The sequence below is a fragment of the Nocardioides sp. Root151 genome, assembly GCF_001427925.1.
In the GTDB taxonomy this organism is placed as follows: Bacteria; Actinomycetota; Actinomycetes; order Propionibacteriales; family Nocardioidaceae; genus Nocardioides.
Window position 1 is genome coordinate 1,601,344 of record NZ_LMGG01000001.1, and the last position, 12,259, is coordinate 1,613,602.

General features: G+C 69.8%; 10 protein-coding genes. 2 read left to right on the top strand and 8 right to left on the bottom strand.

Annotated features, from left to right (window positions below; translation table 11 throughout):
• Positions 1-25: 25 nt before the first annotated feature.
• The 4 genes from ASD66_RS07650 to tpx all read right to left on the bottom strand — a co-directional run bounded on the left by ASD66_RS07650 (position 26) and on the right by tpx (position 4,915).
• Positions 26-1,486, bottom strand: a complete 1,461-nt coding sequence (locus tag ASD66_RS07650) for a hypothetical protein (protein WP_056890481.1) — start codon at positions 1,484-1,486, stop codon at positions 26-28.
• 116 nt (positions 1,487-1,602) lie between these two features.
• Complete coding sequence (locus ASD66_RS07655; protein ID WP_056890482.1) at positions 1,603-3,738, bottom strand: RecQ family ATP-dependent DNA helicase; 2,136 nt, start codon at positions 3,736-3,738, stop codon at positions 1,603-1,605.
• 66 nt (positions 3,739-3,804) lie between these two features.
• Positions 3,805-4,296 (bottom strand): glutathione peroxidase, encoded by a 492-nt coding sequence (locus ASD66_RS07660; RefSeq protein WP_056890483.1) that lies wholly within the window; start codon positions 4,294-4,296, stop codon positions 3,805-3,807.
• A 124-nt stretch (positions 4,297-4,420) separates the two neighbouring features.
• Entirely contained in the window at positions 4,421-4,915 is a 495-nt protein-coding gene (gene tpx / locus ASD66_RS07665; RefSeq protein ID WP_056684386.1) for a thiol peroxidase, read from the bottom strand.
• A 119-nt stretch (positions 4,916-5,034) separates the two neighbouring features.
• Here tpx and ASD66_RS07670 point away from each other — a divergent pair, with 119 nt between their 5' ends.
• Both ASD66_RS07670 and ASD66_RS07675 read left to right on the top strand, forming a co-directional pair.
• Positions 5,035-6,366, top strand: a complete 1,332-nt coding sequence (locus ASD66_RS07670) for an MFS transporter (RefSeq protein WP_056890484.1) — start codon at positions 5,035-5,037, stop codon at positions 6,364-6,366.
• 128 nt (positions 6,367-6,494) lie between these two features.
• The gene (locus ASD66_RS07675; protein ID WP_056890485.1) at positions 6,495-7,199 is read left to right on the top strand and encodes a calcium-binding protein; all 705 of its coding nucleotides are present in this window, start codon (positions 6,495-6,497) and stop codon (positions 7,197-7,199) included.
• Between the two features lie 11 nt (positions 7,200-7,210).
• Here the strand turns inward: ASD66_RS07675 and ASD66_RS07680 are convergent, their stop codons facing one another.
• The 4 genes from ASD66_RS07680 to ASD66_RS07695 form a co-directional block, all read right to left on the bottom strand.
• The gene (locus ASD66_RS07680; protein WP_056684376.1) at positions 7,211-8,011 is read right to left on the bottom strand and encodes a 2-phosphosulfolactate phosphatase; all 801 of its coding nucleotides are present in this window, start codon (positions 8,009-8,011) and stop codon (positions 7,211-7,213) included.
• Positions 8,008-9,966 carry a M13 family metallopeptidase gene (locus ASD66_RS07685; protein WP_056890486.1) on the bottom strand — a complete coding sequence of 653 codons (1,959 nt, stop codon included), beginning with the start codon at positions 9,964-9,966 and terminating at the stop codon, positions 8,008-8,010. Before ASD66_RS07685 ends, ASD66_RS07680 begins: the two co-directional genes overlap by 4 nt.
• 67 nt (positions 9,967-10,033) lie before the next feature.
• The gene (locus tag ASD66_RS07690; RefSeq protein WP_056684370.1) at positions 10,034-11,005 is read right to left on the bottom strand and encodes an NADPH:quinone oxidoreductase family protein; all 972 of its coding nucleotides are present in this window, start codon (positions 11,003-11,005) and stop codon (positions 10,034-10,036) included.
• Positions 11,006-11,026: 21 nt separating this feature from the next.
• Positions 11,027-12,241: a M15 family metallopeptidase gene (locus ASD66_RS07695; protein ID WP_056684368.1), complete on the bottom strand. Its 1,215-nt coding sequence runs from the start codon at positions 12,239-12,241 to the stop codon at positions 11,027-11,029.
• Positions 12,242-12,259: the final 18 nt, after the last annotated feature.

Here is a 12,259-nt window from a genome sequence, read left to right on the forward strand (position 1 = left end):
CTTTGCCGCATTTCGGCTGCAGGCCTCAGACCGGCACCTCGTGGCCCGGCCCCCGGTGCACCGGCGGCGGAGGCGGCGGCGCCGGCATGCTGCCGTCGTCCTTGCGCATGTCGACGAGTTCGGCCGAGTGGTTGCGCATCTTGTTCTCGGAGTCCTGGTCGGCGTCGGAGTAGGCGTTGGCGGCCGCGTCGAGCTGCACCCCTGCGTCCCCGATGATGATGCCGTTGTCGCCGATGATGTCCTGGAGCATCGTCACGCAGTTGGCGTACTGGTCGGCGGCCCCGGTGTAGCCGTAGCCCAGCCCGGCGACGCGGTTGCGGGTGGCCGAGGGTGAGTTGATCGCGCAGGCGCTCGAGGCAGTGCGGGCATCGCCGGCGGCGTCGATGCAGGTCTGGGCGAACGAGCGCAGGTCCTTGATCTCCGAGACCTCGAACTGGTCACCCCGCACGCCCACGTCGTAGGGGTCGGTCGATCCGAGCAGGGCATCGGCACCCGTGCCGATGAAGGCGGTGCGCACGTGGAGCTTGTCCTGGAGCGCCTTGAGGTCGGTGTGGATCGCGTGTTCGGCGTCCCAGATCTCGTTCTCGAAGGTGGTCAACCCTGCGTCGAGCTTGGAGAAGACCGCGTCGGGGGTCTCGGCACCGAAGCTCATCTCCTTCGCCTGCTTCTTCTCACCCTTCATGGAATCGGCGACGGCGAGGCTCCCGACGGCGGCGGCCAGGGCCACCTGCCCGGCGACAGGGATGGCCACGCCGACCACACCTGCCGCGGCGGCGAAGATCGCAAGCGCGACCTTGTCGTCGGGCTCCGGGCCGTCGGCACCCTTCATCGCGGACACGGCGTGGTCGGCGGTCAGGGCGATCTGCTCCCGCGCCTTGGTCCACATCGCCTTCTCACGCTCGATGTTGCCCTTGAGCATGGCCAGGGCAGCGAACTGGTTGGAGAGGTTGGCGGGCCAGGTCTTGAGGTACTTGTCGCGGAACGCAGTCGCCGCCGCACCCGACCAGCCGAGCATCTTGCCGCGCTCACTGCCCACCTGCCACAGGTGGTAGTCGAGGTTGGTGCCCTCGAACCTGGTGTCACCGATCTTGAAGCCGCCACCGTTGAGCGTGGTGCCGGTCAGGTCCAGGTCGGACGACTCCCGTGCGAAGTGTTCGGGGTAGGGCATGCCCAGGTACTTGTCGAACAGGGGTGGGATCGCGGTCTCCCACTTCGACTTCCAGGCCAGGAAGGTGCCCGACGGGTCGAGAGGGGGCGTCACGCCGTTGTCGTGAGACGTGCGGATCACCGCGCCGGTCGACCAGTCGAACTCGACCTGGCATCCGAGTGCGGGTCGCGCCGCGAAGGTGTACGTGACGCGTGTCGGGTTCTCCTGATCGTCGGCCAACCAGTTGTTCGGGAACTTGGTGGCAAGGCGCATTTCGGCGAGGATCGCCTGCGTCACGATGTCGTCCACGGTGCTGGCGAGTGCGTCGTACGTCGACATGGGGTTCCTTCCCGAGACGGAGCGTCAGCTCCCGGTGTGCGTCCGGGGTTCCGGACACACAGGAGGTGACGCCGACAGTCCGGGAAAAGTTCGCGAGCGCGTGCCGACCGGGCGGATCAGGCCTGCGTGCCCAGGGCCAGCGGGTGTACGTCGGTCGCGCCGGCCTGCCTGAGCGCACGGGCCGCGATGGTCATCGTCCAGCCGGTGCCGACCAGGTCGTCGAGCAACAGGATCGGACCGGCCGGGATCTCGCCCTGCAGCGCGTAGCGCCGCAGCACGGCGGCCACCCGCTGGGCGGAGTTGGCGGACCCGTGCCCGGGCTCGACCGACGGGTCGACGATCGCGAAGCGGCCTACGACCGGCACCTGGAGGAACCGGGAGAGCCCGTCGGCGAAGTCGGCGGTGAGCGCTGCCTTGCGCTGTGACTCGACGAAGACGATGCCCGCGACCTGCGGCCGCCAGTCGCCGAGGACCTCGATGACGGCCTTGACCAGGGGCACCGGCACCGGGCCGTCCTCGGCGTCGTCACGGAACAGGTCGCGCAGCGCCTGCCCGTAGCCGAGGTCGGTCAACCGGGCCACCGCGCGCCCGGTCGACGAGGCGTCGGCGATCTTGCCCTTGAGCTCGATGCCGAGGTTGGCCAGGGCTGTCGGCCACATCTTGCGGGGCGCGATCTCGACACCGGGCCTGGTGAGCTGGGTGCGCGCCTCGTCGAGCGAGGCGTCGGACACCTCGGAGTCGAAGGAGACGCCGCCACAGTTGTCGCACCGCCCGCACGGAGAGCCGACCTCGTCGTCGAGCTGGCTGCGCAGGAACGTCATGCGGCACTCGGTCGAGGAGATGTAGTCGAGCATCGCCTGCTGCTCGCGATCACGCGCGGCCTTGACCCGGTCGTAGCGCTCCTGGTCGTAGCTCCACGCCTGGCCGGTGGACACCCACCCGCCCTGGACCCGCTGCACGGCACCGTCGACGTCGAGCACCTTCAGCATCATCTCGAGGCGCGAGCGGCCCAGGTCGACGTACGTCTCGAGGGCCGGGGTGCCGAGCGGCTTCTCGGAGCCCTCGAGGGCGGAGAGCACCTGCCGCACCTGCGGCTCGGGCGGGAAGGCGAGGGAGGCGAAGTACTTCCAGATGTCGCGGTCTTCGAGGGCGGGCAGCAGCACGACGTCGGCCCGCGGCGTGCCGCGTCCGGCACGGCCGACCTGCTGGTAGTAGGCCACCGGTGACGAGGGCGCGCCGACGTTGATCACGAAGCCGAGCGTGGCGTCGAAGCCCATGCCGAGCGCGCTGGTGGCGATCAGCGCCTTGACCCGCCCGGCGGCGAGGTCGGCTTCGAGCGCCTCGCGCTCGGTGGTCTCGGTCTGCCCGGAGTACGCCGCGACGGTGTGGCCGCGGGCCCGCAGGAACGCCGCGATCTCCTGGGTCTGGGCGACGGTGAGGCAGTAGATGATGCCGGAGCCGGTGAGCGAGCCGAGGTGGTCGGCCAGCCAGCCCAGGCGCTGCTCGGCGGTCCTGAGCCTCACCACCGCGAGATGCAGGGACTCACGGTCGAGCGAGCCGCGCTGCACGAGCACGCCCGGCCCCGAAGGCTCGCCCTCGCTGACCGCCAGCTGCTCGGACACGTCGAGCGTGACCCGCTCGTTGGCCGTCGCCGTGGTGGCCAGCACCGGGATGCCCGGGCGCAGGTCGGAGAGCATGGTGCGGATGCGCCGGTAGTCGGGCCGGAAGTCGTGGCCCCAGTCGGAGATGCAGTGCGCCTCGTCGACCACCAGCAGGCCGGTGGTCGCGGCCAGCCGGGGCAGCACGTTGTCGCGGAACGACGGGTTGTTGAGCCGCTCGGGCGACACCAGCAGCACGTCGACCTCGCCGGCGTTGATCGCCGTCTCGATGCGCGTCCAGTCCTCGTTGTTGGTCGAGTTGATCGTCACTGCGTGGATGCCGGCGCGCTCGGCGGCGGCGATCTGGTTGCGCATCAGGGCGAGCAGCGGCGAGACGATCACGGTCGGCCCCGCTCCCTGGGCACGCAGCAGCGCGGTGGCCACGAAGTAGACCGCGGACTTGCCCCACCCGGTCTTCTGCACGACCAGGGCGCGCCGCTTGTCGACGGCGAGCGCCTCAATGGCCGTCCACTGGTCGTCGCGCAGCTCCGCGTCGTCGCTGCCCACCAGCGCCTTGAGGTGGCGTTCGGCGTCAGCGCGCGCAGAGCGGCGTACGTCGTCGGGGGCGGCGGTCTCGACATCGGGGGAAGTCATGTCCGCATGTCTACCAGCGGCCCCGGACAGTCCGTGACCGCCGTCCACAGGGTCAGGCGGCCGGGCTCAGGCGGCCAGCGCCTTCTCGATGTCGGCGCTGATCTTCTCCGGCTTGGTGGTCGACCCGTATCGCTTGATCACGGTGCCATCCTTGCCGACCAGGAACTTGGTGAAGTTCCACCGGATCTTCCTGCCCAGCGCGCCGGGCTTCTCCGCGCGCAGCCACTGGTAGAGCGGGTGTGCGTCGTCGCCGTTGACCTCGACCTTCTCGAAGATCGGGAAGGTGACCCCGAAGTTCCGCTCGCAGAAGCTGCCGATCGCCTCCGCGTCTCCGGGCTCCTGGCCGCCGAACTGGTTGCAGGGGAAGCCGAGCACGGCCAGGCCTTGGTCGGCGTACGCCTCGTGCAGCTCCTCGAGCCCCTTGTACTGCGGGGTGAAGCCGCACTGTGAGGCGGTGTTGACGATCAGGGCGACCTTGCCGGCGTACGCGCTCAGCGGCTGGTCGGTGCCGTCGAGCAACCTGGCGTTGAAGTCAGAGAGGGTGTGCGGGGAGGGCATGCGGGACTCCTTGTCCGATTCGGCGGGCAGTGGTCATTCGGCGCCGACCGCTCATTGGATGGGCCCCGCGGGAAATGCGCCGAGCCCCGGTCGGGCGACCGGGGCTCGGAGAGAAGGAGTCGGGTCAGGCCAGCGCTGCGATCGCGGCGTCGTAGTCGGGCTCGGTGGTGATCTCGGGGACGAGCTCGCTGTGCACGACCTGGCCGTCGGCGTCGAGGACGACGACCGAGCGGGCCAGCAGGCCGGCCATCGGGCCGTCGGCCATGGTCACGCCGAAGTCCTCGCCGAAGGAGGAGCGGAAGGCGGAGCCGACCTTGACGTTCTCGATGCCCTCGGCGCCGCAGAAGCGGGCCTGGGCGAACGGCAGGTCCTTGGAGACGTTGACGACGGTGGTGTTCTCGAGGCCTGCGGCGAGCTCGTTGAACTTGCGCACGCTCGCGGCGCAGATGCCGGTGTCGATGCTGGGGAAGATGTTGAGGACGGTGCGGCCCTGGACGTCGGACGAGGCGAGCGAGGAGAGGCCCTCACCCACCAGGTCGAACGCCGGGGCGCCGGCGCCTACGGCGGGCAGTTCGCCGACAGTGTTGACGGGGGATCCCTTGAAAGCAGTGGTAGCCATGCCCCATTCCTACAGGGATCGTCCATGTCCACGCCGCGCGGGTCCACTCCTCAGACTCACGTTCACCCCTTACTCTGTTAAGTCAATGATCTTTATTGACTATCTTCAGGAGTGAGCACATGGCACCCACCGCAGCCTCCCCACGGAAGGTCGCGGTCGCCTCGGCGGTCGGCGCGACGATCGAGTGGTACGACTTCTTCCTCTACGGCACCGCCGCCGGGCTGGTCTTCGACAAGCTCTTCTTCAACGGCCTGAGCGGGCCGACGGCCCAGTTCGCCGCCTTCGGCACGTTCGCCGTGGGGTTCCTCGCACGTCCGCTCGGCGGCGTCATCTTCGGCCACTTCGGTGACCGCATCGGGCGCAAGACGATGCTGATCTGGACGCTGGTCATCATGGGCGTCGGCACCGCCGCGATCGGCCTGCTGCCCACCTACGACTCGATCGGCGTGTGGGCACCGATCCTGCTCGTCGTGCTCCGCGTGCTCCAGGGCATCGGCGTCGGCGGCGAGTACGGCGGCGCCGTGCTGCTCGCCGTCGAGTTCGCCCCGCCCGAGAAGCGCGGGTTCTTCGGCAGCTTCGCGCACATCGGAGTCCCGGGCGGGCTGTTCCTCGCCTCGGGCGCCTTCGCGATCGCCAGCCAGCTGCCCGACGAGGCGTTCCTGTCGTGGGGCTGGCGGGCCTGCTTCCTGCTCAGCATCCTGCTGCTCGGCATCGGCACCTGGATCCGGATGAGCGTCATCGAGACCCCGGCCTTCCAGAAGGTGCAGGAGGAGAAGGAGCTCTCCGCGATGCCGGTGACCGAGCTGGTCCGCCGCCAACCGCGCCACCTCCTGCTCGGCATGGGCACCCGCTTCATCGAGGGCTTCACGTTCAACCTGTTCTCGGTCTACCTGCTGGCCTACGCGGTCAAGGAGGTCGGCGTGCCCAAGTCGACCGTGCTGAACGCGATCATGGTCGGTGCCCTGCTCGGCGTGGCGCTGACCGTCTTCTCCGGCCACCTCAGCGACCGGTTCGGCCGCAAACGTGTCTACAACACCGGCACCGTCGCCGCCCTGCTCTTCGCCTTCCCCGCCGCCTGGCTGCTGCAGACCGGCAACACCGTCGCGGTCGCGGCGACGTTCATCGGCGGCCTCGGCGTGCTGTACGGCGTGATCTACGGACCGTTGGCCGCCTTCTGGAGCGAGCTGTTCGACACCCGCTACCGCTACTCGGCGCTCAGCACGCTCTACCAGATCTCGGGCATCGTGGCGTCGGGCTTCACGCCCCTCATCGCGGCCTGGCTCGTCTCTCTCTCCGACGGGACGCTCTGGCTCGTGGCGACGTACAACGCCGCCATCGCGCTGTTCAGCCTGGCCTGCGCCCACTTCCTGCCCGAGACCCGTGGCCGGGACCTGCACGTCGACCTCGCACCGCGGGTTCCCACGGGGCACGACGAGCTCGTCGACGCCTGAATCGGTGCCCGTGCCGGAGCAACGCCCGGAGAAATCGTTCGCTCCGCCGCAACGTTTTGACCGCGTGGGGTGTCTAGGTGTGTGTAGGGCAGTCACGGGGGCTGCCCGCGCCTACGGAAGGTCCCTCCATGCGTTCGCTCCGGACTCTCGCGCTCCTCGCCGCCACCGCACCGCTGATCGCCGTGGGGGCACCTGCCTTGGCCTCGGCACCTGCCGCGAACCCCTCGACCCGTGCCGTCACCGCGCCGCCGACCTGCTTCGGCAAGCCGGCCACCATCGTGTCGCGCACCGGATCCTTCGTGCGGGGCACAGCGGGCGCCGACGTCATCGTGGTGCTCGGACACGCCAGCGTGTCGAGCCTCGGGGGCGCTGACCGCATCTGTGGCTCCCACCTGGTCAGGTCCGGCACGGGCAACGACAAGGTCTCCTTCCACCGTCGCGGGGTCGTCACCGACTACGCCGAGTTCGACCTCGGCTACGGGAACGACCTCCTGACGATGACGGCTCCGGACTCGGCCGTCATCAGCGCCGGCGGCGGCCGGGACCGGGTCCAGACCGGCGCCGGTTGGCAGTACGTCGACGGCGGCAACGGGGTCGACGTGATCAGCACCGGCCGGGGCCACGACGAGCTCCAGGGCGGGTCCGGCGACGACCTGCTCTACGGCCAGGACGGCAACGACGAGTTCCTCGGCGGCCAGGGTGACGACCTCATGTTCGGGGGCGAGGGCAACGACGTGCTGCGGGAGATAGTCGACCAAGGGTTCGACATCGGCCGAGGTGGCGCGGGCACCGACCGGTGCCGGGGAGACGTGGAGCGTCGCTACAGCTGCTGATCCGGGCGGACTCAGTCGACGGAGGCGAAGCAGCCGTCGGTGAGCACCGGCACGACGTCGCTCACGTCGAGCTGAGAGGCCACCTCGACGTCGTCGGCGAAGCCCTTGGCCGCCAGCTCGCGCCCGCCGGCACACGCGGCGACCTCCCCGACCAGCTCGGGCTCGACCGCGCGGAACGCCTGCTCGGCGACCCGGGCCTCCGGCGAGAGTCCCTCGACACCCAGGTCGACCAGGGCGGCCAGCACGGCGCCGGCACCCCACAGGTCCTCGGCGCAGGGCCGCAGTGAGTCGTCGGGCCACCGCTCCCCGCCGGCGATGACGGTCAGGCTCGGGGCGTGGCCGACCGCCGACGGCGCCCAGAGCCTGGTGGCCAGGTGTGCAGCGACCGCGCGACGGTTGCGCAGGCTGGCCGCCAGCACGGTGCAGCCGGAGTCGGCAAGGCCGAAGCTGATCGTCGAGCCGTTCGGGCTGGGCAGCACCAGCCTGGTGATGTCGTGGCTCTGCAGCAGCGACGCCGGCGACAGCGACACGTGCCGGCCCTCGAGGGCGAGCGCCTCGAAGCGACCCACGGCCAGGGTGGCTCCGAGCCGCATCGCCAGCTCCTTGGCGCGGGCGTCACGCCACGGATGAGGGAACACCTCGATGCCCTGCTCCACCGCCACGGTCACCGTCGTGGTGAACGACAGCACGTCGACCACCACGGCGTACGCCGCCCCGGCCGGGCCGATCGTCGCTTCCGCGCCGGTCGGCCCCCAGTCGAAGCGGACCGGGTACGCCGACTGGCCGTGCTCCGGATCGAACTCCGTGTTCACCAGATGCGCACGCGCTGCGAGGGGTCGAGCCAGAGCCCGTCGCCCTCGCTGGTGCCGAACGACACGTGGAACTCGTCGAGGTTGCGCACGATGTTGGCGCGGAACTCCGGCGGGCTGTGCGGGTCGATGGTGAGGTACTGCTGCTCCTGCTCGGTGCGACGCTTCGTGCGCCAGCAGTAGGCCCAGTTCATGAAGAGCCGCTGCGAGCCGCTGGCGTCGGCGGGCGCTCCCTCGACCGGCGCACCGAGCGAGATCTGGTAGGCCTTGTGGCCGATGGTCAGGCCGCCGAGGTCGCCGATGTTCTCGCCGACGGTCAGGGCGCCGTTGACCTTCTCGCCCGGGAGGTTGCGCGGGGAGAATCCGTCGTACTGCGCGATCAGGGCCTTGCTCTTCACCTCGAAGGCGGACTTGTCGTCGGGCGTCCACCAGTCGTTGAGGTTTCCGGCGCCGTCGTACTGTGCGCCCTGGTCGTCGAAGCCGTGGCCGATCTCGTGACCGATCACCGAGCCGATGCCGCCGTAGTTCTCCGCCGGGTCGGCGTCGGGGCTGAAGAACGGCTTCTGCAGGATGCCCGCGGGGAAGCAGATCTCGTTGGTGCCGGGGTTGTAGTAGGCGTTGACGGTCTGCGGCAGCATGAACCACTCGTCGCGGTCGACCGGCGCACCGATCTTCGCCAGCTGGCGGTCGGTCTCGAACGCCGCCGAGGCCGCCACGTTGCCGATCAGGTCGTCGGAGGTGACCAGCAGGCCGGAGTAGTCACGGAACTTCTCGGGGTAGCCGATCTTGGGGCGGAAGGTGTCGAGCTTCTCGTAGGCCCGCTGCTTGGTCTCCTCGGTCATCCAGTCGAGCGCCTCGATGGAGACCCGGTAGGCCTTGAGCAGGTTCTCGACCAGCTCGTCCATCAGCTCCTTCGAACGCGGCGGGAAGTGCCGGGCGACGTACTCCTCGCCGACCGCCTCGCCGATGGCGCCCTCGACGAAGGCCACCGCCCGCTTCCAGCGCTCGCGCAACTCGGGGGTGCCGTTGAGGGTGCGGCCGTAGAAGTCGAAGTTGGCCTCGACGAACTCGTCGGGGAGGTACGGCGCGGCCGAGCGCAGCACCCGGCTGAGCATCCACGCGCGCCACTGCTCGATCGGCACCTCCTCGAGCACCGTCGAGAGGTGCTGCAGGTAGGACGGCTGGCGCACGCAGGTCTCGGCCAGCGTCTGCTCGTTGCCACCGAGGTTGGTGGCGTAGGCCTTCCAGTCGAAGTTGGGGGCCAGCGCCTGCAGCTCGTCGTACGTCGTGAGGTTGTAGGTCTTCTGCACGTCGCGGGTCTCGGCGCGCTCCCAGTGGCCCTTGGCGAGGCGGGTGTCGACGTCGAGCACGGCACGGGCCGCGCCCGCCGGGTCGGCGATGCCGCCGAGGGTGAAGAGGCGCTCGAGGTAGCCGACGTACTTCTCGCGGATCTCGGCGAACTTCTCGTCGCGGTAGTAGGACTCGTCGGGCAGGCCGAGGCCACCCTGGCCGATGTTGAAGAGGTAGCGGTCGGAGTTGCGGTCGTCGGTGTCGACGAACGAGCCGAACAGGCCCGCGCCGCCGAGGCGCTCGAACTCACCGATGAACGCAGCCAGGTCGCGTACGTCGCGCAGGGCGGAGGCGGCGTTGAGCAGCGGTTCGGCCGGTGTCAGCCCTCGGCGGTTCACCGTGTCGGTGTCCATGAAGGAGGCGCAGAGGGCGGCGATCTTCGCGCCGTTCTCGGACAGCGTGTCGCGCTGCGTCGCGGCGAAGTCCTGGATGATCTCGCGCACCTGCTCCTCGGCCACGTCGGCCAGCTGCACGAACGGCCCCCAGCTCGACCGGTCGCTCGGGATCTCGGCCTCGTCCAGCCAGCGCCCGTTGACGTGACCGAAGAGGTCGTCCTGCGGGCGGATGTCGGGGTTCATGCCCTCGCGGGCGTCATCGAGAATGCTCACGGCGACGACACTAACTGAGGGGTGTGCGTGCGGGAATCACCCGTTGGGGCCGAACTCGCGAGTAGGTCTACTTGTCCTGGAGGACGACGACCGACTTGCCGAGCGTGCGGCGCTCGTCCATGTCGACCAGGGCCTGCCCGAACTCCTCGATCGGGTAGACCCTGCCGATCGGCGGCTTGACCGCCCCCGACTCGAGGAACGGCATGATCGCCGTCCACTGCTCCTGCATGTAGCCGGGGCGCACCATCGCGTAGGCGCCCCACCCGACGCCCCGGACGTCGATGTTGTTGAGCAGGAGCCGGTTGACCTTCACCTCGGGGATGCCCTGCCCGGCCGCGAAGCCGACCACCAGCAGGCGGCCCAGTGGGGCCAGGGAGCGCAGCGAGTCGGTGAACAGGTCGCCGCCCACCACGTCGAGGACGATGTCCACGCCCTTGCCGTCGGTGAGTCGCGCGACCTCGTCCTTGAAGCCCTCGGGGCGGATCACCTCGTCGGCCCCGGCCTGCCGGGCGATCTCGGCCTTCTCGTCGGTCGAGACGACGGCGATCGTGCGGGCGCCGTACGCCTTGGCCAGTTGGAGGGTGGCGGTGCCGACGCCGCCGGCCGCGCCGTGCACGAGCACGGTCTCGCTCTCGCGCAGGTTCCCGCGTACGTCGAGCGCGAAGTGGGCGGTGAGGTAGTTCATCGGCAGCGCGGCACCCTCGTCGAACGAGAGCGTGTCGGGCAGCGGGAACGTGAAGATCGCCGGGCAGGCGACGCGCTCGCTGGCGCCGCCATGGGGCAGTACGCCGACCACGCGCTGGCCCGCCTCGAACCCGTGTGCGGCCTCGACCACGGTGCCGGCGAAGTCGACGCCCAGCGTGAACGGCGGCTCGGGCTTCATCTGGTACTCACCCCGGCTGAGCAGCAGGTCGGGGAAGGAGATCCCGACCCGGTGCACGTCGATGAGGACGTCGTCGGGGCCCGGCTTCGGCTCGGGGACCTCGTTGACGACAAGGGCTTCGGGACCGTCGTTGCTGACCACCTGGACTGCGCGCATGGACCCGACCCTAACCGGGGTTCAGCGGACCTCGAGCACCTGGTTCAGCTCGAAGTGCATGGGGTCGGTGTAGTTCCAGTCGCCGCCCCAGCCGAAGCCCCACTTCTTGAAGATGTCGACGACGGTGCGGTCCATCTGGCCGACCGTGCCGCGGCCGTTCTCGGCGGAGTTGATGTCGATCGCCATGCCGAAGGCGTGGTTGGACAACGACGTGGTGCCGGCGATGAAGCGCGGGTAGTAGCAGCCCGCGGTCTGGTAGACCTTGTCGGCCAGGTCGCGCTCGACGACCTCCTGGAGGGCCGCGCGCAGCTGCGGGAGCATCGCCTTGTGGCAGGTCACCCGGCCCAGGATCGGCACCTCCTCGGTGCGGATGTTGGCCGCCACCCAGGCCGCGTCCGGGGTCACCCGGCCACCGATGACCCGGTAGTTGTAGACCCCGACCGCGGCACCTACCGAGGTCCCCGTGGGTACGGCGGTCAGTCGCGCGCCGGGGTCGAGGCCGTAGCGGGCGACCGCGTCGAGCATCTGGATCGAGACGTCGTCGTCGCCGATGATCTTCTGGATCGGCTTGCGCACCGACTGCGGCGAGGTGGCGCCGGTGGCGATCACCAGGGCGTTGCCCTCGACCATCTTCAGCTCCTCGCCCCACTTCTGGTTGACCACGAGGTCGACGCCGTAGGGCTGGTCGGTGTAGGCGCCGACGTGCACGGACGGCGCCTCCTTGTCGGCACCGAGGCGCACGAAGGCCTGCTTGTCCTGGATCCGCTTGCCGGTCGCCTGCGAGGTGGCGAGCTCGCCGCCGGCGACGCGGGTCCAGATCTCGTCCTGCTTGCCGGAGATCGTGAACCGGCGGAACGTGGCTGGGTCGACCGCGGCGAGCGTGACCACACGGTTCTCGATCGGCACCGAGGCAAGGGAGAACTGCTCGGCGGCCTCGACGCCCTTGAGGTCCTTGATCCGCTGGATCATGTCGTCCGAGAGCGGCTTCGTGCTGTAGACGAGGATGTCGGCGATCTCGAGCGACTCCTTGAGCGGCCCGGGCGGGTCGACCGCGTGGTCGGGGTCGGCCACCGGAACGCCTGACCCGGACCGGGACGGGCTCGGCGTGCTGGTCGGCGACGACTTCGCGTCGCCGGGCTCGTCCTTGCCGTCACCCTTGTCGCCGCAGGCACCCAGCAGGGTCGCTGCACACACCAGCGTCAGTGCTGCCGCGGTCGCGCGTCGACGTACGAACATCCGTCAGGTCCTCCCCCG